Consider the following 26,463-nt stretch of genomic DNA (forward strand, 5'->3'; position numbering starts at 1 on the left):
TGTGATGAAACTAAGATTCGCAGACACGTGGAGCTGTCGTTCATGGTGAAACCCGAAGAGACTGGCGCAAGCCCCTCTCTCTATTCCTTGGCGCACCTGACGCTGATTGGCTGCACGCCGCCCGAGCTGGTCTATATCGCCGCGCGGGCCGGTTACGATGCCGTCAGCCCTCGGTTTATTCCGATGCATGTGCCCGGTGAATTCACTCAATCTCCTATCGACAAGGCACAGGTTCAGGCCACCAAAACTGCTCTCTCTACTACCGGCTTGAAAGTCCTTGATGTCGAGCTTGCGCGCATCACGGAAGATGTCGATCCGCGCAGTTTTGAGCCCTCTCTGGAGATTGGCGGGGAACTCGGCGCCAAACGCATGATCATGAGCGCGTGGACCAACACCCGCGATGATCGTGACTTCCTGATCGACGTCTATTCTGAAACCTGCGAACTGGCGGCGACCTACGGGATAACAGTGGACCTGGAGTTCCCAAGCTTCTCTCGCTTGCGCACTCTGGATGAAGCACTGGATATTGTCCGCGCCTCTGATCAGCCGAATGGCGGTATTCTGGTCGATACGCTTTATCTGCACCTTAGCCGCGTTGATCTTGGAGAGCTTTTGCACGTCCCCTCGGACCTGTTTCACTTCCTGCATATCTCTGATTGTCTGCCCGGCATCGCCGATACGCGTGAGGGCATGATCCAACTGGCCCGCGATGCGCGGCTATATCCCGGTGAGGGATGGATCGATTTCACCGGCATCATCGAACGGATGCCGCCCGTCGACTATTCCATCGAACTGCCCAACCAAAGCCGCGTTGCCGAGTTGGGGTATGAAGAACACGCGCGTCGCTGTCTTAGCCACGCCAAGCAGACATTCGGCGCGGCGCGATCTCAGCGTCGTATGCCCGATGCAGCAATTCCAAAACACCAAGAGGATCATCATGGGCAAAGAGCTCACTGAAAACGACCGACAACTCGCGGCCGATATGCTGGCACGCGCCCGCGCTGCCATGGCCGAAATCGAAGATTGGGATCAGGGCAGGCTGGACCGCCTGTCTCAGGCCATCGCGTGGTATGCTGGGAACGAGAAAACCTTCACGCGTCTGGCTCAGCAAGGTGTCGACGAAAGTGGCATCGGAGATCGCGAAGGGCGTCCCGCGAAGCGATTCAAGATTCACATGGTACTGCGTGATGTCCTGCGCACTCCATCGACCGGTATCGTCGAGGTGGATGAAGAAAAAGGGCTGGTTAAATATGCCAAACCTGCCGGTGTGATCGCGTCTCTGATCCCCATGACCAACCCGGCGATGACACCACCGGTGACCGGTGTCTCCGCCGCGAACGCCCGGAATGCCGTGATTTTCAGCCCGCATCCGCGAACCGCCCTTACCACGTATGAAATGGTTGAGGTCATGCGTGCAGCTTGTCGAGCCGCTGCGGCGCCCCCGAGGACTTGTTTCAATCCATTCGCAAACCATCGATCCCATTGACGCAACATCTGATGGAGATTTGTGACCTGACGCTGGCGACGGGTGGCAAGCCCATGGTCAAAGCGGCCTATAGCTCCGGGCGTCCAGCCTATGGCGTCGGCGCGGGCAATTCTTCCATTGTCATCGATGAGACCGCCGATCTGGACATCGCCGCTCAGAACACCCGAATTTCAAAGACGTCTGATTTTGGGTCTGGCTGTTCGGCTGACGGCAATATCATCATCCAGAGCTCAGTTTACGACGACATGGTCAAGGCACTTGAGGCCGAAGGCGGATACCTCTGCTCAGATGAAGAGAAGGCTATGCTCGAAGCTGCAATGTGGGATGAGAAGGGCAACCGCACCTTCCCGACCATCGCCTGTCCGCCTCAGCAAACGGCCAAGGTCGCCGGGTTCTCGATCCCCGAAGATCGCAAGTTCCTGATGGTTGAAAATCAGGGGCAAATCGGCCCCGAGCACAAGTTCTCCAAGGAGAAATTGACCACATTGATGGCGCTTTATCACTTCGACACGTTCGATGATGCGCTGGAAACAGTCAGCCAGATCTACAACACCGGAGGTAAAGGCCATTCTTGCGGGATTTACAGCCACAACGACGATCACATTGATCGGCTCGCGCGTCTGGCTCCGGTCAGTCGTATGATGGTGCGGCAGCCACAATCCAAGGCAAATGCAGGGGCTTGGACCAATGGCATGCCCATGACCAGCAGCCTCGGTTGCGGCATCTGGGGCGGCAACATCACCAATGAAAACGTCACCATGAAACATATGATGAACTACACTTGGGTCAGCCGTCCTACGCCTGAGGATCGCCCCTCGGAGCTGGAGCTGTTCGGTGAGTTCTACGGACAGGAGGTCGCGTGATGGACGGAGCGAAACTGGAAGGCAAAACCGTTGCTGAACACATCGTTGACTTTCTCGAACGTCGCGAGGTCAAGCATGTATTTGGCCTTTGTGGCCATACGAATATTGCGGTGCTTGCCGCGCTGGCCGAAAGCTCGATTGATTTCGTAACCGTGCGGCACGAACAAATTGCCAGTCACGCAGCAGACGCGTATGCGCGCGTAACGAGCAAGGCCTCGGTGGTGCTGTCCCATCTCTCCCCGGGGCTGACCAATTGCGCCACCGGGGTCGCCAACGCCGCGCTGGACTGTATCCCGATGGTGGTGATCGCGGGCGATATTCCTACGCATTACTACGGCAAACATCCGCATCAGGAAGTGAACCTCCACGCGGACGCAGCCCAGTGGGAGATTTATCGCCCCTTTGTCAAACGTGCATGGCGCGTAGATCGGGCAGACCTGATGGCCGAGATTCTGGAAAAGGCGTTTCATCTCGCTGAAAGCGGCCAGCCCGGGCCGGTACTGGTCAATGTCCCCATGGACATCTTTTCAGAGGTGATCCCCTCGGACAGTTTCGACCGAATTCGCGACAACACACGCGCGCTCAAGAAACCGTCGATTGATGACGAGACAGCGGGAGAGATTGTCGAAGCGTTGGCTAAAGCTGAAAACCCAGTCGCTTATGTCGGAGGTGGAATTCTTCTGGCACAGGCCAGCGAGGAGTTGCGAGAATTTGTTGAACTTATGGGCCTGCCAGTCGCGCATTCCCTGATGGGTAAAGGTGCGTTGCGAGACGACCATCCGCTTGTGTTGGGAATGACCGGATTTTGGGGCACTGAATTGGTCAACAAGTCCTGCTTGAAAGCGGACTACATCTTTGCCGTGGGCACTCGGTTCAAAGAGGCTGATTGTTCAAGTTGGTACCCTGGCTACACGTTCAACATTCCCGGATCGAAGGTCATTCATATCGACATCGAGCCGCAGGAGATCGGTCGGAACTATCCCACCGAGATCGGAGTCGTTGCTGACGCCAAGGCCGCGTTACGTGTCCTCAACCGGGTTGCCCGCGAGATGTATCCAGACGGCTTTAAGCGCCCCGCGCTGGAACAGCAGATCACGGATTTCCGGACAGAATTCAAAGCGCGCAACCTGGAAATGGCGACCTCTTCGGCCTTTCCGATGATGCCCGAGCGTATTTTGGCAGATACTCGCAGGGCACTGCCTGAGGATGCCATCATCACCACGGACGTTGGGTGGAACAAGAACGGTGTCGGACAGCAATTCGATATCCTGACCCCCGGTTCAATATTGACCCCGGGCGGGTTCGCGACGATGGGCTTCGGCCCGCCGGGAGCGATCGGAGCAAAACTGGCGGCGCCGGACCGTGTGGTGATCAGCCTGGTTGGCGATGGTGGTTTCGGCCAAAACCCGTCGATGCTGGCAACGGCCGTGGAGCTTGATCTGGGCATCATCTGGCTGGTTATGAACAACAACGCCTTCGGCACTATCGCGGGTTTGCAAAAGGCTCACTACGGTCTGACATACGGGACTACGTTCCCTGGATCAGCGGCAGCTCCTGCAAACGGGCCGGGTTATGCAGACATTGCACGAGCTTATGGTGCAGAAGGGCACAGGCTCAGCGCTGCTGATGAATTGTTACCCGCATTGGAAGCAGCGATCGCCAGCGGCAAACCAACCGTTCTTGACGTCCCAATGATCAACAACCCGACACCAACAACCGGGCATTGGAATATTCTCGACATCTATTCGCCAGACAGGGAAGTTTCGCACGTTGCAACCTAAAGCAGTTTAGAGTGTGCAATCCGCTTACGCATACGGCTTTTGCCTGTATCTATTAAACAGAAGGGTAATTGCCGCTGTGCGATGGTTTCAGCTTGACGGATAACCTTTGAGTGGCAAATGGCAAAACTTGTGCGCCGTGCTTTTCAAGCACCCAATGATATCGCGATCTTGGTTTCAATCATTGCCTTGACGTGACATGAACTAAGCTAACGGTATCCGCACAAAGCCATTGTAAATAGAACAAAGGAACGACTCATGACCTCAGCCAAACCAAATGTCGGCGCGCAAATCGAGCAAATGAGTTTTTCAAAGCTTGGGTCTGAGGACAAGGTTACGATCGGTCAACAAAAAGACCGCTGGACCATGCTGTTTGTCTATCGAGGCAAGCATTGTCCGCGCTGCAAGCGCTTCTTGAACAAGTTGAATGCGGCTCTGCTTAGCATGGGCTGACGTTATGGACGTTGTTGTCGTCTCTGCCGACACCAAAGAAAAAGCTGCGGCAGATAAAGCAGAATTCGGTTGGGATTTTGATCTTTGCTATGGAATGACCGAAGCGCAAATGCGCTCGCTTGGTCTTTATGTATCATCACCTCTATCCGATGCAGAAACGACGGGTCTGTTCGCCGAACCTGGCGCGTTTGGCATCCGTCCGAATGGGACGCTGATGCTGGTCGATATCTCAAACGGCCCTGCGGCACGTCCAGATTTGGAAGAGCTTTTGGACGGAATGAAATTCAATATTGATAATGACCGTCCGGAACGAGGAACGGCCTAAGACCACCAGAGCGCTTGGCCCCGGTTACTCGAAGTAGCCAGGGTGCGTCTTGTGAATGAAGTCGATGGTTTCGTCGAGGCGGGACAGGTGTTTCCTGACAGAGGCTTGCGCTTGATCATGGTCTCCTGTCGCCATGGCCTCTGCAATCTCTCGGTGATCGGCGAGGATGGCGTCTGCGGCACTGCCCTTTTCAAGGCTGAGCATACAAAGCCGGTCAACCTTTTGCTTTGATTCCAGCATCACATCAAATGCCATCGGATTGCCGCTGAGCACGTAGATCAGTTTGTGGAAATCATAGTCCAGCGCGTGAAACGCCGATAGATCACCGTCACTGATCGCCTGCTCTTGTAAAGCAAGATTTTCTGCAAGTTTTGCTTCACGAGTTGCGTCCCAAACTTCCATCGCTCGATGGACGATCTCTAGCTCCACCGCCATTCTAACCAGTCGCGCGAGAGCCACACGCTCCATGGAAAATCCTCGAACTACGGTCGCCTTTTGTGGTCGTATTAAGAGAAGATCTTCGTTGCCGAGCCTTGTGAATGCGTTGCGAACAGGTTGGCGTGATACGCCGAATCGGCCTAGCTACCTCTGTTTCGGATAGCTTTGTACCGGGAAGAATTTCAAGCGAAACGATCTCGTCGTGTAGCGCTTCATAGACCGCATCGGTTGTGGTTCGTCTGACAATATCTTCCACGGTGTGTTGCTTGCGCCCTCTATCTTGGTCGGGTTTCAGTTTGCCGATTCACCGCTAAGGTGTTGAAACCAATAAAACATTATCTTGGTTTCTGCTTTAGTGAACCAATGTATGCCTGTCACCTATCAAATGCCTTGCGCCTTCGACTGTCAAGCAATCTGACATACTAGATGCCTACTGTTGACAGAACTTGGATACTAGTGTCCTTTTAGGGACAGCAGCGATTCTGGTTCTTGGGGGAAATCGAAAGCTACGTGGCTTACGGTCTCTGAAATTCCATGAAAGCCAAATCCTGTCCAAAATTAAACGGGGAGGAGAACCCATGACTTTCACGAAATCGTTCTTTGCGACTGCGACCGCTGTGGCGCTCATTGCAACGTCAGCTTCAGCCGAAAACTGGCGCGCCTGGAACATCCACAACGACGGCCATCCCAACACGGCTGCGATGGACAAGTTTGCCGAACTGGTTGACGCTGCTACAGACGGTGAGGTTACCGTCGATGTGTTCCACGGTGGTGTTCTTGGTTCCCAACCGGATGCCCTAGAACAGGTTCGCATCGGCGCAATCGAGGTCGGTAACTTCAATCTCGGTCCCATTGGCCCAATGGTGAAAGAAGCCAACCTTGTTTCGCTTCCTTTCATCTTCAAAAGTGTGCCGCATATGTTCCGCGTGCTGGACGGCGAGGCCGGTGAGGTTGTTTCCGCTGCAATGGGTGAAGCAGGCGTCCTGCCGCTAGCATGGTTTGATGCTGGTGCGCGTTCCTTCTACAGCCAAAAGCCGATCAACACGCCCGCAGATGTCGAAGGTCTGAAAATCCGCGTGATGAACAACGATCTTTATACATCGATGATTTCAGCTATGGGCGGGAACCCGTCTCCAATGGCGTTCTCCGAAGTTCAGCAAGCGCTGAAAACCGGTGTGGTTGATGGTGCAGAAAACAACTTCCCGTCGTTCAAGAATGTCGGTCACTATGAAGTGACAACCCACTATTCATTGTCCGAGCATCTGATCATCCCCGAGTGTATCTGCGTGAACACGGCCAAATTCAACGCGCTGTCTCCTGAGTTGCAAGCCGCCGTGCGTGGTGCAGCGGAAGAAGCTGCGTTGGTCCAGCGTGAGCTGTGGGCTGTTGGCTCTGATCAAGCGCGCAAGGATGTTGAAGCAGCAGGCATTGCGGTTAATGAAATCGCGGACAAGGGGCCATTCCAGTCCGCGATGGATTCGGTTTATGCAGACTACCTGGCTGCAAATCCGGACATGAAAGCATTGGTAGAAATGGCGCAAGCCACTGAATAAGTTGTCTTAACAGTTCAACTTTGAGCGCCCGGCTCCACCAACTGGATGCCGGGCGTTTTGTCTCAGAGGAAACCCAATGCACGAGCCCGATACCCCACCTGCCGCCATGCGCAACATGGACCGGCTTCTTGATCTGCTCGCACGAGTTTGCATGTTGCTGTCTGGCGTCGCCATTGTTGTTATGACTGCGATCTTTGCTTGGCTGGTGTTCGGGCGCTACGTTCTGAACAACACGCCCACTTGGGTCGAGCAGGTTTCACTGCTGTTGGTCATGGTCATCGCGTTCCTTGGTGCGGCTGCGGGCGTGCACAATCACACACACCTTTCTGTTGTCGTGTTTCGAAATATCGTCCCGCCCTCCGTACGAACAGTTTTCGTCGTGGTCTCTGATGTCCTGATGGCAGGGTTCGGTGGCATGATGTTTTGGTACGGAATCGAGTTGACCAAATTCAAATGGAACACCCTGATCCCCCTCATCCAATGGTCAGAGGGTTTGCGCTCCTTGCCACTGACAATCAGCGGCGCGTTGGTGTTCCTTTTTTCCACTGGCCATCTGATCCGCCTGTTTTTGGGCCGAGATGAACGCCAAGACAACATAGATCAGGGATAGTCATGGGACTCATGATTTTGTTGGGGGTTTTTGCCCTTTGTGTCATCATCGGTGCCCCGGTGGCCTACGCCCTTGGTATCGCTGCATTGTCCGCCTTCTGGTTTGAAGGATTGCCACTGTTTGTTGGCTTCCAGCGTATCGTGTCGGGCATCAACGTCTTTTCCCTAATGGCGATCCCGTTTTTCATCTTTGCGGGCGAGCTGATGTTTCACGGTGGTATCGCGATCCGGTTGGTTCGGTTTGCGCAAGCCGCCGTAGGCGCGGTGCGCGGTGGGCTGGGTATCGTCAATGTCTTTTCGTCGATGTTGTTTGGTGGCATTTCCGGATCAGCGATTGCCGATATCTCGGCTCTTGGGTCGATCCTGATCCCAGTGATGAAAGACAAAGGTTATGATGCCGACTATGCGGTGAACGTTACAGTGACGTCATCAATTGCCGGGATCATCATTCCGCCCAGCCACAACATGATCATCTTCGCCCTTGCAACAGGCGGCGCGGTTTCAATCTCAAAACTGTTCCTGGCTGGTGTTGTGCCTGGTGTCCTAATGTGTTGCTGCCTTGCGATTGCCGCCTATGTCGTGGCGGTCAAACGCGGCTATCAGGCCGAACAATTTCCGGGTTGGACCGCACTGGCCATCGCCTTTGTAGGGTCGATCCCAGGCTTGTTGACGGCCGTGATCATTGTTGGAGGGGTCTTGTCAGGCGTCTTTACAGTGACTGAATCCGGTGCGTTCGGGGCAATGTATGCTTTTGTCGTGACGCTTGTTGTCTATCGCAGCCTGTCCTGGGAAAACTTCAAAACCGCCGTTATCTCTTCGGTGCGCACAACTTCTATGGTGATGATCCTGATCGCCTGTGCCGGTGCTTTTGCCTATATGCTGACGTTCAACCGGGTGCCGACAAAAACTGTCGAATTCCTGTTGGGTATCACAGAAAACCCAATCCTGATCTTGTTGATGATCAACGCTGTGCTGTTGCTCTTGGGAATGATCATGGACATGGCCGCGTTGATCCTGATCTGCACACCGATTTTCCTGCCAGTGATGAACATGCTGGGTATCGACCCGCTCCAGTTCGGCATGATCCTTTTGGTGAACCTCGGCCTTGGTCTTTGCACGCCACCGGTCGGGACCTGCCTATTTGTGGGGTGCGCCGTTGGAAAGCTACCGATGGAGAAAGCGGTCAAAACGATCTGGCCTTTCTACCTCGCCATCTTTGCCGCGCTCATGCTGATCACTTTTGTACCGGCAATATCCCTGACACTGCCGAACCTGATCATTGGCCCGTAAATCAAAGGAGAATGAGGCGATGCTGACAATAAAGCGCCTGGACATCGATGACGCGGGCAAGTTGATCGCAGGAGCGCGAGCCAAAGCGCAGGAAATCGGCGTACCCATGTGTATTGCCGTCACAGACGAAAGCGGCAACCTCATCGCGTTTGAACGGATGGATGGTGGCAAGATCACAAGCATCAATTTGGCCATCGACAAGAGCTTCACTGCAACCGGTATCCAAAAAGGAACCGATGCTCTTGCTGAAGCAAATCAGCCTGGCATGGCCGCACACGGAATATCCTCAACGCTGGGCGGAAGAATGGTGACCGTAGCAGGGGGCCTTCCCGTGACGGTCGAAGGCCAGGTGGTTGGCGGGATCGGAGTGAGCTCGGGCTCACCAGCCCAGGATCTTGAAGTCGCTCAGGCAGGGGTCACGACGCTCTGCGAAGCCCAATTGGAAAGAGTTTAAGGAGTCAGATATGACAAAACCCGTCATCGGTTTCATCGGCCTCGGTCTTATGGGCGGCAACATGGCCGAGTGCCTGCAAAACAACAGTTTTGACCTGGTTGTCATGGGTCGAAACAAGGAAGCTGTCGCAGCTACGGTCAACCGCGGTGCTGTCGAAGTCACAACGCCACGAGAGCTAGCTGAAAACAGCGATATCGTGATGCTTTGTGTAACGACATCGGACGTCGTCGAAAGCCTGATCTACGGCGATGATGGCATTCTGGCGGGCATCAAGGACGGTGCTGTGGTCATTGACTTTGGCACCTCGATCCCGGCGTCCACTCGCAAGATCGGTGCAGACTTGGCCGCAAAAGGTGCTGGTATGATTGACGCGCCATTGGGACGCACGCCCGCACACGCCAAGGATGGTTTACTGAACATCATGGCAGCTGGGGATATGGCCACCTATGAGAAGGTGAAACCTGTCCTGGATGTCCTGGGTGAAAATGTCTTTCACCTCGGCGAGCTGGGTGCGGGCCACGTGACCAAGCTCATCAACAACTTTATGGGTATGACGACGGCTTGCACCATGAGCCAAGCCTTTGCTGTGGCTGAACGCTCAGGGGTAAACAAACAGCAGCTTTTTGACATCATGTCAGCCGGACCGTCCAATTCCCCCTTTATGCAGTTTTGTAAGAACTACGCTGTGGATGGTGTCAGCGATTTGGGGTTTTCGATTAACAACGCCAAAAAGGATCTTGGCTACTTCCTGAAGCTGGCCGAGGACGTGGGCACGCGTGCCGAGATCGCTGAAGGAACCGCGAACAACCTTCAGGCCGCCGCGGACGCAGGCATGGGCGATGGCAACGTGCCGGAAATCTTCGACTACTTTGCCAAGCTTTAGCGTCAGATTCATCAGTCACGCGTAGCAGCACCAATTGAATGGGAAAGAACAACCATGAGACTTCAGGGAAAGACCGCAATTGTCACTGGTGGTGGCCGCGATATCGGACGCGCCTGCGCTGTCAAGCTCGCCTCCGAAGGGGTGAATGTAGCGGTGAACTACTTCGCCAGCAGTGCTGGCGCCGAGGAAACCGTGTCTGAGATCAAAAAGATCGGTGGACAGGCGTTTGCAATGCAAGGCGACCTGAACAAACCCGAAGAGGTCGATGCATTGATCGCCAAGACGGTCGATACCTATGGCAGCCTGGACATACTGGTGAACAATGCCGGAGGTTTGATCGCGCGCAAGAAAATCACCGAGATGTCGCTTGAGCATTGGCAGGCTGTCATGGATCTCAACCTGACCAGCACGTTTCTTATGGTCAAAGCGGCACTGCTGCATATGAAATCCGGAGCCATTGTAAACATCGCCAGTCAGGCGGGTCGCGACGGTGGTGGCCCGGGTGCGTCGGCTTATGCAACGTCAAAAGGCGGAGTCATGACGTTCACCCGTAGTCTTGCAAAGGAACTGGGCCCCGATATCCGTGTCAATGCAATCTGCCCGGGCATGATCGACACGGATTTCCATAACATCCATACTCCTGATGCAGGCCGTCGCGGGCTAGAAGCTGCTGCGCCGCTCAAGCGGCAAGGCCAGTCTCAGGATGTTGCGAACCTCGTGGCGTTTCTGGCAAGCGAGGACTCGGCCTATCTGACCGGGACCAATGTTGATATCAATGGTGGGATGCTGTTCTCGTGATCGCAGCAGCACAGTTGGCGTAAGTGTCAAACGCTACTGTTCGTCAACCTTCAAAGTACTGGACACCGGACTATGCGTATTCTCTCGATTGGTGAATGTATGGCCGAAATGGCCCCTACTGACGCGCCAAGCACCTATCAGATGGGGTTCGCCGGAGACACGTTCAATACAGCTTGGTATCTGGCCCAACTCACACCCGAAACGCCCTTGTCCTATTTTACCGCCGTCGGAGACGACGCCATCTCGTCCCGGATGCTGGGTGCCATGCGCGAAAGTGGGGTGGATACCCAGCAGGTGCGGATCGTGCCAAACCGTTCTGTGGGGTTGTATCTTATCACGCTGGACAACGGGGAACGCAGTTTCACCTATTGGCGCGGTCAGTCAGCCGCACGTCTGTTGGCGCAAGACAAGCAAGCACTCGCCCATGCCATGACGCAATCAGATCTCATCTATTTCTCGGGCATCACTCTGGCAATCTTGGATCCTGAAGGGCGCGCCACCTTACTCGACGCTGCTCGGTCGGCGCGGCGCGATGGAAAACGGATTGCCTTTGATCCTAATCTACGCCCGCATCTTTGGGACAGCCCGTCCGAGATGACCGATACTATCATGCAGGCGGCGGCCGTTAGCGATATCGCCTTGCCATCGTTCGAAGACGAGGCACGTTGGTTCAGTGACATGGACCCTGCCGCCACTTTGCAGCGCTATGCAAGCGCGGGTGCGGATACGACCGTTGTCAAGAATGGCGCAGAAACGGTCCTTTATCGTACCCGTGACGCAGAGGGCTCTGTCCATGTTCCGCCTCTGGCCTCGGTTGTGGATACGACTGCGGCCGGTGACAGTTTCAACGCTGGCATTCTGGCGGGGCTGGCATCAGACACACCCTTGCCTGACAGCATAGCGCTGGCGTGCAAACTGGCGGGGCATGTCGTGCAAGGCAAAGGTGCCCTTGTTCCCGTCAACCAAAGCCTGCTCGACAGTTGCCCACAGCCTTAGCAGAAGGATCCAGCCCATGCCGAACCCTCAGCCTGCCGAAACGATCAAACTGCATCCCGATACGCTTGATCGCTTGTCAAAGGTCAGCACGGCAACCGTGGCCACGCTGCTTTACAAACGCGGTTATCAAAACGCCTATGTTCAAGGCGTTGCCCCATTGGGCAAGGGCAAGCCCACCCTTGTCGGCCCGGCCTTTACGCTGCGCTACATTCCGACGCGACCTGATACCGACCCGATCGAGGCGTTTCGTGAGCCAGATCACCCGCAGCGCGTGGCCGTGGAGACATGTCCGGAAGGCGCGGTATTGGTCATGGATTGTCGGCAGGATGCCTCGGCGGCCTCGGCCGGTTCGATCCTTTTGACGCGACTGGAAATGCGTGGAGCAGCGGGCGTTGTCACGGATGGTGGCATTCGTGACGCCGACGGTACCGCCGCACTTGAGATGCCAGTCTTTGCTGCGAAACCGTCTGCCCCAACCAACCTTACGAAGCATCATGCGGTTGATATCGGATTGCCAATCGGGTGTGGCGGTGTGGCGGTCTATCCCGGTGACATCGTTCTGGGTGACAGCGATGGTGTCATGATTATCCCACGTCATCTTGCCGATGACATTGCGATCGAGGCAGGCCCAATGGAGCTTTTCGAACGCTTTGTTTTGGAAGAGGTGCGAAAAAACACCCCCGTAATCGGACTTTATCCTGCAACCGACCCAGACGTTCTTGAACGATTTGAGGTCTGGCGCGCACGGCTCTCTGACTGACGTCTGAATCGCGATCACCTATTGTCCAATACTGGGACGAACGCATTTCGCCTCAGGGCTCACCCACCAAAAGGATAGCTTATCCAGATGACTATTTCTCCAAAGGCAGCGAGTTTACGGGCCCGAGAAATCTGTGCACTCGCGCCAATTGTGCCGGTTTTGGTGGTTGATGATGTCACAACAGCCCGACCATTGGCCGAAGCGCTTATCGCAGGCGGTTTACCCACGCTGGAGGTCACGTTGCGCACCCCTGCCGCTCTCGAGGTTATTCGGGTCATGAGCGGCGTCCCAGGTGGGCATGTCGGGGCTGGCACACTGATAACCCCCGAAGATGTTCGGGCTGCCAAAGAAGCTGGCGCTACCTTCGGTGTCTCTCCGGGGGCAACCGATGAACTGCTGGCGGCTTGTGAAGCCGAAGGATTGCCGCTCCTGCCCGGGGCCGCGACTGCGTCTGAGGCGATGCGTCTTTTGGCGCGCGGCTATGATATGCTCAAGTTCTTTCCAGCCGAGGCCTCGGGCGGGGTATCGGCACTCAAGGCTATTGGCGCGCCTTTGCCGCAGGTTTCCTTCTGTCCTACGGGTGGGGTCAGCACGGCCAATGCAGGCTCATATCTGGCGCAGCAGAACGTGGTTTGCGCTGGAGGCAGTTGGGTGGCGCCCAAAGATCTTATCGCAGCGACCGATTGGGCGGGTATCGAGACCCTGGCTCGGGACGCGGCCCAGTTGGAGGTGCGTAAATGAAGATTTCCGAGGTCCATACACATCTTCTCGACTACAAGCTTGAGACCGCCTTCGAGAGCGCAGCAACTCGTTTCGCGCGACGTCAGCATGTTTTGGTCGAGATTATCTGTGACGACGGCACAACGGGTTGGGGAGAATGTTTGGGGCCAGCGCAGCCAAACGCGGCGATCGTAAAGGCCTATGCGCCCTATTTGATTGGCCGCAATCCGCTGGATACGGAAGTTCTCTGGCAAGGCCTGTATAATCTTCTACGAGACCAAGGGCAGCGCGGTCTCACAATGACCGCGCTTTCAGGAATTGATGTCGCTTTGTGGGACATCAAGGGTCACCACTTTGGCGTTCCGGTTTCGGTGCTTCTTGGGGGACGTGTTCGGGACACAGTAAAGGCATATGCGACCGGGTCATTCCGGCGCGACGGGGTCGATCGTATTTCGGACAATGCCGAGGAATGCGCAGCCCATGTCGCTGCAGGGTTCCACGCAGTCAAAATCAAGATTGGCTTTGGGGTGGAAGAAGATCTTGCAGTCATCAAGGCGGTGCGTGCAGCGATCGGAGCGGATACTCGTCTGATGATCGACGCAAATCACGGGTACTCGGTCCAAGAAGCGATCACTCTGGGCAACCGGGCGGCAGAGTACGATATCGATTGGTTCGAGGAACCAGTCATTCCGGAACACCTTGACGCGTATCGCCGCGTGCGCGCTGGTCAGCCTATTCCGGTTGCTGGCGGCGAGACTTGGCATGGCAGGTTCGCGTTCCGCGAGCCCCTGGAATCAGGATGCATCGATATCGCGCAGCCAGACTTGTGTGGCACTGGCGGTTTTTCAGAGATGCGCCGGGTCGTCGATATGGCGGCTCTACATGGCGTACGTGTTGTTCCGCATGTTTGGGGAACGGCAGTGCAAATCGCCGCGAGCCTTCAGTTCGTTTCGGCCCTGCTACCGGACCCACCCCGGCGCAATCCAATCGAACCGATTTTCGAGTTTGATCGGACGCATAACCCATTCAGGCAGGCGATAATCACCCACCCGATCGAACATGAAAACGGTGTGATCGCAATTCCGAACAAACCGGGTCTGGGTATTGAGATCAATCGTGATGCATTGGCAGAGTTCGCCATGGGAGATCCCGAATGATCGAACGCAGCTTCTCTGGTCGTGCCCCTGAGATCAAGCTGCCTGCAGGCGCCATTGATACACATCTTCACGTCTATCTGTCCGGGTTTCCAGCACTGCCAGGAGGTCCTGGTCTGCCAGAGGGCCAGCCTGGCTTATCAGAGTACCGACAAGTCATGGGTTGGCTTGGCATTGATCGGTTTGTCATCACGCAAGGAAACGCGCATCAGACCAACAATGCGAATTTGCTGGCTGCGCTCAAGGACGTCGGGAAAGTGGCGCGCGGCGTGGCCGCCATAGACGGTGAAACCTCTGATACAGAGCTTGAATTGCTCAAGGATGGAGGTGTCGTTGGGACGCGTATCGTGGATCTGCCAGGGGGCGCAGTTGGGCTCAACCAGCTCGAAGAGGTTGACGCCCGTGCATTTGCCGCGGGTTGGATGATTGCCATTCAGTTCGATGGCTCGGACATTTCGGACCATTTTGAGAGGCTGTCAAAACTACGGTCCAGATGGGTGTTGGACCACCATGGCAAATTCTTAAGGGGCCTCGCGCCTGATGGCGATGAAGTCGCAATGCTCAAACGCCTTGTCGACGGTGGCAGATGCTGGTTCAAGTTTGCTGGTTGTTATGAGTCCTCCATCGAAGGCGAACCGCATTATTCGGACGTAGCCAACGTTTCGAGGATCATGGCAGCCCATGCCCCCGAGCGCATTGTGTGGGGAACGAATTTCCCTCACAATTCGGCGACAAAAACCTCGGACTACCCTAATGACGCCGCGTTGCTCGACACGGTTCTGAGCTGGTTTCCAGACGACCGCGCGCGTCACCTCGCTCTCGTAGAAAACGCGGAAGAACTCTACGATTTCCAATCTGTAGCGACGTGATCGCGGCCTGCAAAAAGTGAGATACAGAACATGCTAAACAAACTTTTGATAACAGGCGCAGACGGCAACCTAGGGTCGGTTTGTCGGTCTCGCTTGCACGGCCTCGCCACCACCATTCGCCTTGGCGCGCGCGAGGATGTTGGCCCCGCCGGTGAAAACGAAGAAATCGTATATTGTGACCTGGGCGACAAAGATGCGGTTGAGGCCATGGTCGAGGGGTGCGATGGGATTGTTCACATGGGGGGGCAATCAATTGAAGCCCCTTGGGAAACCATTAAACAATCCAATATCGACGGTGTTTTCAACCTCTATGAAGCGGCCCGTAAATCGTCGGTTACGCCGAGGATTTTCTTTGCCAGTTCAAACCACGCGATTGGCTTTCACGAACAGACAACGCGGCTTGATGCCAACGCACCGGTAAGGCCCGATGGTCTGTATGGCGTGTCAAAAGTTTTCGGAGAAGCTCTCGCACGGCTTTACTTTGAGAAGTTCGGCATCGAGACAGCATTGGTCCGCATTGGGTCGTCCTTTCCGGAACCAAAGAACCATCGCATGCTGGCAACGTGGTTGAGTTTCGATGATCTGATATCTCTTATCGAGAGGGTTTTCACTATTCCGCGCTTGGGTTGTCCGATTATCTACGGCGCTTCGAACAACGACGCATCCTGGTGGGACAATCGTGAAACAAGCTTTCTGGGGTGGAAGCCAAAAGACAACTCCGAGACGTTTCGCGCCCGCATCGATGCCGAATGCACCCCACCTGCGAAAGACGAAGTTTCCGCAGTTTATCAAGGCGGAGAATTCTGTGGCCAGGGCATTCTTGAAGAATAGTGCCAACACGATCAGGCCACATGCGCAAACACTCTGAAAAGGTAAACTGATGCGACCAAACAAAATTAGAGAGCATTGGGCCGCCGGACGGCCTGTCGTCAACGGATGGCTGGCGATCCCAAGCGGTTTCTCAGCCGAAACCATGGCGCATCAAGGATGGGACACACTTACTGTTGATATCCAACATGGCGTAATCGACTACCAAAAGGCGGTCGAGATGTTCACTGCGATTTCGACAACCGATACCGTCCCAGTAACGCGCGTGCCGTGGCTCGAGCCCGGTATTTTGATGAAGGTGCTCGATGCCGGGGCTTACGGCGTTATTTGCCCAATGATCAATAACCGCGAAGATGCCGAGAACCTTGTGGCCTGGACACACTACCCGCCCAACGGAACAAGGAGCTTTGGGCCGACCCGAGGCCTCTTGTACGGAGGTTCAGACTACCCACAGCATGCCAATGACACGATCGTCGTCTTTGCAATGATCGAGACTTTGCAAGGTCTCGACAACCTTGAAGACATTCTGTCGGTTCCAGGGCTCGACGCCGTGTACATCGGACCTTCCGATCTTTCCCTGGCTTTGGGTTGCAGCCCGGCATTCGATGAGGTCGAGCCCCCCGTGGCCGAGGCCATTGAACTGATAGCCGCCAAGGCAAAAGAGTATGGGAAGTTCGCAGGCTGCCATAACGGAACCCCGGAATACGCTTTGAAGCGCATCGAAATGGGGTTCCAGTTCGTCACTATCGCGTCGGATGCCCGTTTGATGGCTGCTGCTTCGAAAGATGCTTTGGCTCAGGTGCGTGATGGACTGTCATAGTTTGTCGGCGGTGAATTTTGTAGAGCGCATTTCAAAAACGCGAAGCCTGACAAGTTTCCGCTACTGCACGGGGCTGAATTGTGAGGCTCCACTTTTCGCGCTGTTTGATTTGCTCAAAGGTCGCAAGAACTAACCGACACACGACCAAGACTTAGGAGGCACGCATGTCACGTATGAAGCCCGAAGACCTCAGATCACGTCAGTGGTTCGCCAATCCGAGTGATCCGGAAATGACCGCGCTCTATTTGGAACGTTATCTCAACTACGGGCTCACGCGCGACGAACTGCAATCCGGTAAACCTATCATCGCAATTGCACAGACGGGCAGCGACCTAAGTCCCTGCAACCGCCACCATCTGGAGCTCGCCAAACGGGTACGCGACGGAATTATCGCAGCAGGAGGCACAGCCATCGAAGTGCCGGTCCATCCCATTCAGGAAACTGGCAAACGACCCACCGCCATGCTCGACCGTAATCTGGCATACCTGAGTTTGGTTGAATCGCTGTACGGTTACCCGATTGATGGCGTGGTGTTGATGATTGGCTGTGACAAGACCACACCGGCGCTTCTGATGGCAGCTTCGACAGTCAACATTCCAGCCATCGCTCTGTCTGTGGGGCCGATGCTCAATGGTTGGCACGAGGGTAAGCGTGCGGGGTCTGGCACTGTTATTTGGAAAGCTCGCGAACGCCTTGCTGCCGGGGAAATCTCTGCTGATGAATTCATGGAAGCCGCCGCAGCATCTGCTCCTTCGGTGGGGTACTGCAACACTATGGGAACCGCCACCACCATGAACAGCTTGGCCGAAGCACTCGGCATGCAGCTACCAGGCGCGGCGGCCATTCCGGCCCCGTACCGCGAACGCGGTCAGATCAGCTATGAGACTGGAAAACGCATCATTGAAATGGTGTGGGAGGATCTGCGCCCGTCAGACATCATGACGCGCGCGGCTTTTGAAAATGCTATCGTGATAAATTCCGCCATTGGCGGATCCACCAATGCGCCTATCCACCTAAATGCTATTGCGCGCCATCTAGGTGTGCCGCTTGATAATGATGACTGGCAGGCGTTGGGGCACGATGTGCCACTTTTGGTCAATCTACAGCCCGCAGGCGAATATCTCGGCGAAGATTACCACCGCGCCTAAGCGGTGTTCCTGCCGTGATCGCAGAGCTGATTGCAGCGGGTCGCCTACCTCACACAGAGGCCAAAACTGTCAACGGGCACAGTATAGCCGACAACTGCGCGCGCCAACGCAGCACAAATCCCGACGTCATCAAATCCGTTGATGCCCCGCTTAAAGACAAGGCAGGGTTCATCAACCTAAAGGGCAATCTATTTGACAGCGCATTGATGAAAACCAGTGTCATTGGGCCAGAATTTGCGAAAGCCTATCTTTCCCATCCCGATGATCCCAACGCGTTTGAGGGCCGTGCAGTTGTTTTTGATGGGCCCGAAGATTTTCACAAGCGCATCGATGACCCATCTCAGGATATCGACACCAGTTGTATTCTCGTTATGCGAGGAACCGGCCCCAAAGGGTATCCCGGCGGTGCAGAAGTCGTGAACATGCGTGCGCCATCCTATCTCTTGAAGCAAGGCGTTCAGGAATTGCCCTGCATAGGTGATGGGCGCCAATCTGGCACTTCTGGCTCGCCTTCAATCCTGAACGCTGCACCCGAGGCCGCCGACAATGGTGGCCTAGCAGTCCTGCAATCAGGGGATCGGATCCGCGTTGATCTTAACACCTGCACAGTCAACATTCTGATTTCCGACGCGGAACTTGAACGGCGCAAAGACCAGTTAATCCAAAACGGTGGATATCCCGTGCCCGAAAGCCAATCTCCTTGGCAACAGTACTTCCGTGATCTGGTGCAACCTTTTGACAAGGGCATGAACCTACGCAATGCTGACGCCTATCGCGACATCGCGCGCAAGTCGCTGCCGCGAGACAACCACTGAATTCAACAAGTTATTGGCACGCAGCGGGATTGTTTGCAGCGTCACATACGCGTTCCAGCCTCACTCAGCCTGTAGCGCCTGATGCATTCGGTAAAATGCCTGCCAAACCTATTCACCCATTGTCGGGTGGTTTCACGGCTGACCATCACGCCCAGATCGCATAAGCGATGATCTCGCGGGGAAACGATAGCCATTCAGGCGCGGCAGCGAAGGCGATATTTTCATCCCGGCCATCTACGGCCATCTAAGCGACAACCGGCGGGCCAACAAGTTGGCAATGCAAATGCGACAAATAAGGCATTCCGTTTCTTTTGCTTTGAGCAATTGCTGCAATGCGGCATAGTGATGGGGCATCTGCTAAGAGTCTCACGGAGCTTCGGTTGTGCCTAAGAAGAAAATTGATATCGCTCTTCAGGGCGGTGGATCGCATGGTGCGTTCACTTGGGGCGTTCTGGATCGATTGCTACAGCTTGAAGATATTGAAATAGTGGGCATTTCTGGCACCAGCGCCGGGGCAATGAACGCCGTGGCACTAGCACAGGGTCTAACACAGGCTGGGCCTGAGGGTGCCCGCAACTTGCTTAGGCACTATTGGACACAGGTGAGTCGGGCTAGCAGGGCAAGCCCCTACAAACGAACTATATTGGACAGGTTAAGGGGCGACTGGAACCTAGAGCATTCTCCCGGTTTCATCATTTCGCAATTTACACGTCAAATGGCGTCACCGTATCAGTTTAATCCGCTTAACATTAATCCCTTACGGGACCTTGTGCGGGACTGTTTTGATTTTGAAGCTATCAATTCAGCAGAAGGGCCGCGCATTTTTCTGTCCGCAACAAATGTGCGAACCGGGCGCCCCAAAGTCTTTCGCCAACCCGATCTGAGTGCAGATGCGGTCATGGCGTCGGCCTGCCTTCCACATGTCTTCAAGGCTGTGGAAATCGACGGTGAAGCGTACTGGGATGGCGGTTACATGGGTAATCCACCGCTCTTCCCCTTGGTGGATGAGACCGAGGCGCGAGACATTGTCATTGTTCAAATTAATCCGTTCGAACGCGCAGAAATTCCCACAACACCCTATGAGATCGAAAATCGCCTTAACGAAATTACATTCAATGCCAGTTTGATGAAAGAAATACGTTCTCTTGGGTTCCTCTGGGAGATTATAGAACACGACAATCTGGATCGCGCGGCTTACCGCGATGGGCGATTGCACAGGATCCATGCATCTGGGGCCATGTGTAACCTCAGTGTGTCCAGCAAGATGAACGCCGAGATGGCCTTTCTGGACCACCTATTCGAAATCGGGCGTAAAACTGCTGACGAGTGGGTGAACTCAGCGTGGCCAGACGTTGGAAAGACCGCAACTTGGCGGCCTAGAGAGATTTTTGAAGAAAGCCTCCAGCTAGGCACATCTGGCGGAAGGCACCAATCGGGAGCCGAAGAAATGATGGATATTGTTTCCGTACTACTCGCGCTCTTGTTGCTCATGTACTTTGCGTTCCGCGGTGTCACGCTGCTGATATTGGCGCCGCTTCTCGCTTTGCTGGCTGCTGCTTTGACGGGCGCACTGCCGCTGCTGGCCAGCTTCACGCAGATTTTCATGACGAATACAGGCGATTTTATCATTTCCTTTTTTCCGCTTTTCTTTCTTGGCGCGATCTTCGGCAAACTTATGGATGATAGCGGCTCGGCGCGTTCGATTGCACATTGGGTGATTGCAAAGCTTGGCGCTGACAAAGCCATTCTAGCGGTCGTCTTGTGCTGTGGCGTACTAACCTACGGCGGGGTCTCGCTCTTCGTGGTGGCATTCGCGATCTATCCGATCGCAGCCGCTCTCTTCCGTGACGCGGATATTCCCAAACGCCTCATTCCCGGAGCGCTCGCGCTGGGCGCGTTCACTTTCACGATGTCAGCTCTACCTGGCACCCCTGCGATCCAGAACGCCATTCCGATGCCATTCTTCGGAACCACAGCCTTTGCCGCACCGGGTCTCGGGATCATCGCGGCCGCCATCATGGCTGGCCTAGGAATGGCGTGGCTCAACCACCGCGCGTCCCGTGCAGAAGCTGCCGGTGAAGGATATGGACAACACGACGAGGTGCTTCCCGAACCGGACAGTGAAATGCGCGCGCGATCCCAGGGCGAAGGCTTCGACTTGAACGAAATTGAACCAAGCAATCTGCGTCAAACGAGTGAACCAAGCTTCGCGCTGGCCATCACCCCAGTAGTGCTTGTGGTCGTGGTTAACTTCCTCTTCATCCAGGTGGCGGTACCGCATTTTGATACCAGTTACCTTGCCGAACCGTTGTTTGGTCAGACAACCATTGAGGCCGTACGTGGCGTTTGGTCAATCATTGTCGCACTTACAACTTCGATCCTGTTCCTGCTCGCAACAAATTGGACTCGTCTGGAAAGCGTCAAAACAAGTCTCAACAAGGGGGCTGATGCGGCCGTTTTGCCGATCTTCAACACAGCAAGTCTCGTGGGTTTTGGCGCCGTTATAGCGGCACTTCCTGTTTTTCAGGCGATCACAAATGCCATGCTCGGGTTGAGTGAGGGCAATCCGCTTGTTGCCGTGGCGGTTTCTGTTACGACGCTCTCAGCGATCACGGGTTCTGCCTCTGGCGGTATGAGTATCGCTCTTGATGCATTAGGTTCACAATTTGTCGAACTTGCCGCCGCAACCAGTACTTCGTTGGAAGCCATGCATCGCGTCACATCTGTCGCTTCGGGCGCTCTCGACGCCTTGCCCCACAATGGCGCGGTAATCACGGTGCTCGGCATTTGTGGACTGACCCATCGAGAAGCATATGGTGATATATTCGTAGTTGCTGTTCTGGCGCCGATGATTGCATTGATCGCTATCATCCTGCTTGGGACTTTGCTCGGTGGATTTTGAAGCCCCACAAGGTGATGGTTGCAATCATGGCAATGATCGAGAGTACAGTAAAGCTAGTCTCTGGCGCTGTCGACGCAGGCATTACCGTTTTCCCAGTAGGCAGTCTTAAACGATCCAGGAATAAGCACCTGTAGGATGCGCTCGACAAACCGCGCAAAAGCGTGGAGTTCAAGGGCGAGCGTGATCCTTAGAAGAGTTGGGAGCCCGCGACGGGCCAGTATATCGATTGGGGGCTGACTACGCCTTTGCCACATTTCCAACCATCAAGAAGGCCGATGTTCACAATCCAACTTTGCTAGCGAAGAAAATAAAGTCGTTCATATCGACACCAGGCGCGAACAGTCTCTGGGTCAAGGAAACAACGTCTACATTTGGCCAGGCTTTCTTTATTTCGTCGGCAAGCCTTCTTCCTTCTTCCGATTGGCCATTTGCTTCATAAGATACAGCAAGAAAAGCTGAGGCAACGGAACTCACGGGTGCGCCATCAGTGACCGACCTTTGCAATGCAACTATTGCACTTTGGTAATTTTCCAATTGAAAATGCGCGGCGCCTAAGGCGTTTATCCTAGGCGAACGACCATCATATGGTAGGCCGTCCAATTCGGGATCACAGACCCGTATCGCTTCATTGAACCGGCCCGTAAACAGATAAATAATACCCTGGAAATCCTGTATCGTGGAATCTTTGGGCGCCAAAAGTGCGCTAGATTCTGCACGATCTATTGCCTCATCGTGGCTACCTGCAACAAACAATGACCAGGCTTTTGCAATCTGGGTCCAGGAGGAAGAGGGAGCCATAGAGACGGCTTCATCAGAAAGCAGCAAGCCCTGATCGACCATCTGAGTTCGCGCATCTGATGGAGGCAACATGAACCCCTTCATCGACGTCATCAAGGCAAGCCCAGCAAGGGCGTCACTATTGTAAGGGTCAAGTTCGAACGCGCGTTCGAACAAAGAGAGCGAACTTTGGAGACGGACTGGATCAAACGCCGGGAAAATCAGATATCTGGCTTGATCCACCAGCGTCACACTTTGCAAGCGCGCTGGTGAGACGTCAAATGTTGCAGTGCGTTCCGCAGCCCTTCGCATCGTTTCAGCGCTGTCAGAGACGTCCTTAGGAATACCAACAAATAGTATGCTTCCAACAACAAACAGGGCAAAAACCAGGCCGATTAATATGCCTGTCTTTGACAAAAAGAATGTCGAAGTGCCCGGCGAGTATTGAATGGAAGATACGGACGCGGTTTCTGTGGGTGCAGTTCCAGACACCATCGTTTCAAACTCGGGAACATAAGTCCCTTTAGGAACGTTGATCCGTAGTGAAATGCTCTCTTTTTCGTTCAGGTAAAAGTCATCCAACATGCGCCGGAGGCGCCCCGCATCAACCCGCACCAAGTTGGTTTGCAGATCATCTTCGATGGAACGCCCATAGACATCCATTGCGATGGTCTTGGCCTTGATCAACTCCTGACGACCGGCGAGCGTTTCTTCGACCACGTATGTCAGAAAGTCGACGATCCGCGGAGAAGTAACGAAAGCTTCGCTAGAAGTAATTTTTGCTAGAGTTCTTCGGATTTCTGTTTCCTGCGTCACGGCTTCCTCATGCCCTCTCGGATCACCAGCTTTGCGTGGAAAGAAATTTACCCACAACCTCAACACATTAAGGGGGCAATTTACCGTGTATCACTTCCCCATGCAACTCAGATCATAGACTTGTTTGGGTGGCGGTCAAAACACACTGGCTGCTGCGGCCAAGCAAGAAGGTTAATTTCTTGAGAGAACGACGGGAATACTTGCTCAGTTTGAAAACGGTCCGTGAAAAACGGCTCATTGATCCAATCCTGAACGAAATTTGCCTCGACTACCAGTCTCTCTTGATGGGGCTGAAGGGCTTGGAAAACGACGCATCTAAGACCGCACCGGATTTGGTCTGCCAACTCGAAAACACACTGAATGCTCTTGAAAATGAAATCCTGGCGCGCGTCGCGAAATGAAACCACTTGCATCAAAGACAAAGGACCGAAAATGAAAAAACGATCCAAACTCGACATCGGCTGGCTTAGAATCGGGGCGGTAGTATTGTTTGCGAGCGGCCTTGCTTCGAACAAAGCAAGCGCAACTGACGACATTATTCGCGACGGCGAATACAACTTCCTTGCCGCCCAGCATGGTGACGTTTGGGCAGAGCAAGACAAATCCATCGATGCAAAATTGGCTGAGTATCGGGACCAGAATGGTGGCAAGCCACCGAACATTCTGTACATCCTTATTGATGACGTCAGCTTTGGCCAGATGGGCAACAGAGCAATGAATTACGTCACAGGGATAGACACCCAACACGTCAACAAGTTGGCCCAAGAGGGCATGTCGCTGATGCGCATGTACACCGAGCCATCCTGTACTCCGACGCGTACCGCGTTTCTGACCGGCCGCCACCCCGTGCGCGCTGGTGTTGAAGAAGTAAAGGTCGCTTTGGTGGGTGAAGGCCTGGCATCTGAAGAAGTTACTTTGCCTGAAGTCCTAAAGCAGGCCGGTTACAATACGTCGCATGTAGGCAAGTGGCATCAGGGCGACATCGAACAATCCTATCCTCACAACCAAGGGTTTGATTGGGCAGCTTTTCCGGTTCACCAGCAAGTTCAGCTCAGCCTGATGACACGAGAGGCCATGCAGGCAAACAATATGCTGGGATTTCACCCGTCCGGGCAGTCGAATGAGTTTCACATCGATCAGAGGTTTCGTCCATATGGGCTCGTAACGGGGCTGGAAGGCGAAGCTGGCGGGACAGCCAAGGAAATCGACCTTCAACCGGGTGAAGAATGGACACAAGCCCATTACGAACGGATGAACGAGCGTTATCAAGCGCAGATCCTGGAGCAATTGGAAAACCTGTCTCAGAAAGACGATCCCTTCTTTTTGCAATACTGGCCGCTGTATCCGTTGAACTTTGCCTATCCGGAACAGGCAATTTCGCGCAACGGTGGCTTTCATGCAGACAAGCTACAGCTTCTGGACACATGGATTGGTGAACTGCTGGCCAAAGTAGATGAGTTGGGTCTTCGCGAAGATACTGTTGTAATGCTGATGGCCGACAACGGTCTGATGTATCACTACGAGGGTACTTCGGGCCTATCGCAATTGATTTACCGCGGTGGTAAAACCCAACACCTCGAAGGCGGGGTACGTACAGATGCATTTATCCGCTGGCCAGGTGTGATCGAGGCAGGAAGTGCCGCCGGAGACATTGTGCATGTCAGCGATATGTTCACCACATTTGCCCGTATCGCGAACGCGACAGACTACATTCCGCGCGACCGGGTGATCGACGGGGTGGATCAGACCGCTTTGCTTCTCGAAGGCGAGGGCAATTCCCGGCGTGATTACGTTTACGTTTACGAGGGGCCGGTTCTGCGTTCTATCGTAAAACAGGAATTCAAGATGCATATGCCCGCCCCCGGCGTTCCTGGTGCAGCTGCTCCAGTCTTCAATATCCTGCGCGATCCACGTGAGGAGAACCCGCAAATTGGAAACGCCTTGTGGTCAGGTGCAAGCTTTCAAGACATGGCCAAACGCCACGCGCTGACCATCGAAAAACACCCACATCTGCCCTTGGGCAAAGGCAAGCCCTACGAAGGCATCGAAAATTTGCGCCCTGAAAGCATTGAGACAAGAGAAGTCTTTGATAGCTGGCACTAAAAAAGAGCGGGTGCCAGGTCAATCGGTCTGGCGCCCGTCGTTTTTCAACGAAACATGCGGAACATTACGATGCACATCTGGAAGATCTCTGTAGTTTTCAGCTTTTTCGCGTTTTTGTCTGCATCAATCGGCTTGGCCGAGGAAAACGCGTCGAACCCGTTGGCGGCTGTCAACAACACAGATATTAGGTTTCAGACTTTCGATAATACGAACGGTTCGCAGTTGCACGATCTGTACATTGATGGTGCGTATATGTTGCGACCGGATTTGAAGCTGAAATACGAGCTTCATTACAACTCCACAGACATCACAGGAACAAGAGAGCAAGGCTTTGAAAAGGTCATTTTGAAAGCGATCTATTTCCCTTCGGAATCTATGCTCAATGAAACGTGGGGAATGCGCACGGCCGTCGGTCTGGAATGGTCTCTGGATCTAGGCGATGCAGCGAAAGGCATAGGATCGGGCGCCGACACTCTGGCACCATTCGGCGGGATCGCATTTGCAAATTCACGAACAGGCCTCACACTAATTCCCTTGGTCCAACATTTTGCATCCTACAGCGGTCCAAACGACGTAAGCCAAACAGCGTTGAGGCTGATCGCGCTTCAACCATTTGCCAAGGACTACTGGGCCAAGCTGGACCTGATTGCACCATATGACTGGAACCGGGACGCAATCCCTGCAAGCGCTGAAATCCAGTTAGGTTACAACGTCAACAAACAGCTGGCGATTTATGGTGACATACTCGTCGGACTTGGGTCTGACAGGAGCTTTGATGGCGGCCTAGGCGTAGGTCTTCGCTTTAAGTACTGATGCGTCCCCAAA

25 protein-coding genes and 2 pseudogenes are annotated in these 26,463 nt (G+C 54.4%); 24 read left to right on the forward strand and 3 right to left on the reverse strand.

Annotated elements, in window-relative coordinates; genetic code table 11:
• Window positions 1–42: 42 nt before the first annotated feature.
• The 6 genes from ACZ1HE_RS03025 (at window position 43) to ACZ1HE_RS03050 (ending at window position 4,905) form a co-directional block, all read left to right on the forward strand.
• Window positions 43–957, forward strand: a complete 915-nt coding sequence (locus ACZ1HE_RS03025) for a sugar phosphate isomerase/epimerase family protein (RefSeq protein WP_472619497.1) — start codon at window positions 43–45, stop codon at window positions 955–957.
• Window positions 938–1,486, forward strand: coding sequence for an aldehyde dehydrogenase family protein (locus ACZ1HE_RS03030; protein ID WP_472619498.1), 549 nt, complete (start codon window positions 938–940; stop codon window positions 1,484–1,486). Before ACZ1HE_RS03025 ends, ACZ1HE_RS03030 begins: the two co-directional genes overlap by 20 nt.
• Complete coding sequence (locus ACZ1HE_RS03035; protein ID WP_472624329.1) at window positions 1,483–2,349, forward strand: aldehyde dehydrogenase family protein; 867 nt, start codon at window positions 1,483–1,485, stop codon at window positions 2,347–2,349. The genes ACZ1HE_RS03030 and ACZ1HE_RS03035 overlap by 4 nt, the downstream gene beginning before the upstream one ends.
• Window positions 2,349–4,130 carry a thiamine pyrophosphate-binding protein gene (locus ACZ1HE_RS03040; protein ID WP_472619499.1) on the forward strand — a complete coding sequence of 594 codons (1,782 nt, stop codon included), beginning with the start codon at window positions 2,349–2,351 and terminating at the stop codon, window positions 4,128–4,130. Before ACZ1HE_RS03035 ends, ACZ1HE_RS03040 begins: the two co-directional genes overlap by 1 nt.
• A 255-nt stretch (window positions 4,131–4,385) precedes the next feature.
• Window positions 4,386–4,580 carry a hypothetical protein gene (locus tag ACZ1HE_RS03045; RefSeq protein WP_472619500.1) on the forward strand — a complete coding sequence of 65 codons (195 nt, stop codon included), beginning with the start codon at window positions 4,386–4,388 and terminating at the stop codon, window positions 4,578–4,580.
• A gap of 4 nt (window positions 4,581–4,584) precedes the next feature.
• Window positions 4,585–4,905, forward strand: a complete 321-nt coding sequence (locus ACZ1HE_RS03050) for a hypothetical protein (RefSeq protein WP_472619501.1) — start codon at window positions 4,585–4,587, stop codon at window positions 4,903–4,905.
• A gap of 24 nt (window positions 4,906–4,929) precedes the next feature.
• On the opposite strand, the gene ACZ1HE_RS03055 is transcribed toward ACZ1HE_RS03050, so the two are convergent.
• Window positions 4,930–5,373, reverse strand: coding sequence for a GntR family transcriptional regulator (locus ACZ1HE_RS03055; RefSeq protein ID WP_472619502.1), 444 nt, complete (start codon window positions 5,371–5,373; stop codon window positions 4,930–4,932).
• A 548-nt stretch (window positions 5,374–5,921) separates the two neighbouring features.
• Here ACZ1HE_RS03055 and ACZ1HE_RS03060 point away from each other — a divergent pair.
• From ACZ1HE_RS03060 to ACZ1HE_RS03125, 14 genes and pseudogenes are all read left to right on the forward strand, one after another.
• Entirely contained in the window at window positions 5,922–6,896 is a 975-nt protein-coding gene (locus ACZ1HE_RS03060) for a TRAP transporter substrate-binding protein (RefSeq protein WP_472619503.1), read from the forward strand.
• Window positions 6,897–6,972: 76 nt separating this feature from the next.
• Window positions 6,973–7,506: a TRAP transporter small permease gene (locus tag ACZ1HE_RS03065; RefSeq protein WP_472619504.1), complete on the forward strand. Its 534-nt coding sequence runs from the start codon at window positions 6,973–6,975 to the stop codon at window positions 7,504–7,506.
• A gap of 2 nt (window positions 7,507–7,508) precedes the next feature.
• Window positions 7,509–8,795 (forward strand): TRAP transporter large permease, encoded by a 1,287-nt coding sequence (locus ACZ1HE_RS03070; protein WP_181892894.1) that lies wholly within the window; start codon window positions 7,509–7,511, stop codon window positions 8,793–8,795.
• Between the two features lie 19 nt (window positions 8,796–8,814).
• Window positions 8,815–9,249, forward strand: coding sequence for a GlcG/HbpS family heme-binding protein (locus ACZ1HE_RS03075; protein WP_472619505.1), 435 nt, complete (start codon window positions 8,815–8,817; stop codon window positions 9,247–9,249).
• Window positions 9,191–10,132 (forward strand): NAD(P)-dependent oxidoreductase, encoded by a 942-nt coding sequence (locus ACZ1HE_RS03080; protein WP_472619506.1) that lies wholly within the window; start codon window positions 9,191–9,193, stop codon window positions 10,130–10,132. The genes ACZ1HE_RS03075 and ACZ1HE_RS03080 overlap by 59 nt, the downstream gene beginning before the upstream one ends.
• A gap of 54 nt (window positions 10,133–10,186) precedes the next feature.
• A complete protein-coding gene (locus ACZ1HE_RS03085) occupies window positions 10,187–10,930 on the forward strand; it encodes an SDR family NAD(P)-dependent oxidoreductase (RefSeq protein WP_472619507.1) in 744 nt (247 codons plus the stop codon).
• Window positions 10,931–11,002: 72 nt separating this feature from the next.
• Complete coding sequence (locus tag ACZ1HE_RS03090) at window positions 11,003–11,926, forward strand: sugar kinase (protein WP_472619508.1); 924 nt, start codon at window positions 11,003–11,005, stop codon at window positions 11,924–11,926.
• A 16-nt stretch (window positions 11,927–11,942) separates the two neighbouring features.
• On the forward strand, window positions 11,943–12,686 hold the full coding sequence (locus ACZ1HE_RS03095; protein ID WP_472619509.1) for a ribonuclease activity regulator RraA: 744 nt from the start codon (window positions 11,943–11,945) through the stop codon (window positions 12,684–12,686).
• 87 nt (window positions 12,687–12,773) lie between these two features.
• Entirely contained in the window at window positions 12,774–13,427 is a 654-nt protein-coding gene (gene eda / locus ACZ1HE_RS03100; protein WP_472619510.1) for a bifunctional 4-hydroxy-2-oxoglutarate aldolase/2-dehydro-3-deoxy-phosphogluconate aldolase, read from the forward strand.
• Window positions 13,424–14,563: a mandelate racemase/muconate lactonizing enzyme family protein gene (locus tag ACZ1HE_RS03105; RefSeq protein WP_472619511.1), complete on the forward strand. Its 1,140-nt coding sequence runs from the start codon at window positions 13,424–13,426 to the stop codon at window positions 14,561–14,563. Before eda ends, ACZ1HE_RS03105 begins: the two co-directional genes overlap by 4 nt.
• Window positions 14,560–15,429, forward strand: coding sequence for an amidohydrolase family protein (locus tag ACZ1HE_RS03110; protein WP_472619512.1), 870 nt, complete (start codon window positions 14,560–14,562; stop codon window positions 15,427–15,429). Before ACZ1HE_RS03105 ends, ACZ1HE_RS03110 begins: the two co-directional genes overlap by 4 nt.
• Window positions 15,430–15,459: 30 nt before the next feature.
• Entirely contained in the window at window positions 15,460–16,260 is an 801-nt protein-coding gene (locus ACZ1HE_RS03115; RefSeq protein ID WP_472619513.1) for an NAD-dependent epimerase/dehydratase family protein, read from the forward strand.
• 49 nt (window positions 16,261–16,309) lie between these two features.
• Window positions 16,310–17,077: an HpcH/HpaI aldolase family protein gene (locus ACZ1HE_RS03120; protein WP_461406285.1), complete on the forward strand. Its 768-nt coding sequence runs from the start codon at window positions 16,310–16,312 to the stop codon at window positions 17,075–17,077.
• A 164-nt stretch (window positions 17,078–17,241) separates the two neighbouring features.
• Window positions 17,242–19,040, forward strand: a pseudogene (locus ACZ1HE_RS03125) (IlvD/Edd family dehydratase).
• Between the two features lie 68 nt (window positions 19,041–19,108).
• Here the strand turns inward: ACZ1HE_RS03125 and ACZ1HE_RS03130 are convergent.
• Window positions 19,109–19,265 (reverse strand): annotated as a pseudogene (locus ACZ1HE_RS03130) (IS6 family transposase); the annotation flags it as partial.
• Between the two features lie 157 nt (window positions 19,266–19,422).
• Here ACZ1HE_RS03130 and ACZ1HE_RS03135 point away from each other — a divergent pair.
• On the forward strand, window positions 19,423–21,942 hold the full coding sequence (locus tag ACZ1HE_RS03135) for a patatin-like phospholipase family protein (protein WP_472619514.1): 2,520 nt from the start codon (window positions 19,423–19,425) through the stop codon (window positions 21,940–21,942).
• A gap of 279 nt (window positions 21,943–22,221) precedes the next feature.
• On the opposite strand, the gene ACZ1HE_RS03140 is transcribed toward ACZ1HE_RS03135, so the two are convergent.
• Window positions 22,222–23,535, reverse strand: a complete 1,314-nt coding sequence (locus tag ACZ1HE_RS03140; RefSeq protein WP_472619515.1) for a tetratricopeptide repeat protein — start codon at window positions 23,533–23,535, stop codon at window positions 22,222–22,224.
• Window positions 23,536–23,663: 128 nt separating this feature from the next.
• Between ACZ1HE_RS03140 and ACZ1HE_RS03145 the strand changes: the two genes are divergently transcribed.
• From ACZ1HE_RS03145 to ACZ1HE_RS03155, 3 genes are all read left to right on the forward strand, one after another.
• Entirely contained in the window at window positions 23,664–23,936 is a 273-nt protein-coding gene (locus ACZ1HE_RS03145) for a hypothetical protein (RefSeq protein WP_472619516.1), read from the forward strand.
• A 31-nt stretch (window positions 23,937–23,967) separates the two neighbouring features.
• Window positions 23,968–25,638 carry a sulfatase-like hydrolase/transferase gene (locus ACZ1HE_RS03150; RefSeq protein ID WP_472619517.1) on the forward strand — a complete coding sequence of 557 codons (1,671 nt, stop codon included), beginning with the start codon at window positions 23,968–23,970 and terminating at the stop codon, window positions 25,636–25,638.
• A 132-nt stretch (window positions 25,639–25,770) separates the two neighbouring features.
• On the forward strand, window positions 25,771–26,451 hold the full coding sequence (locus ACZ1HE_RS03155) for a hypothetical protein (RefSeq protein ID WP_472619518.1): 681 nt from the start codon (window positions 25,771–25,773) through the stop codon (window positions 26,449–26,451).
• Window positions 26,452–26,463 lie beyond the last annotated feature (12 nt).

It is taken from the genome of Falsiruegeria sp. JB4-1, assembly GCF_055693495.1.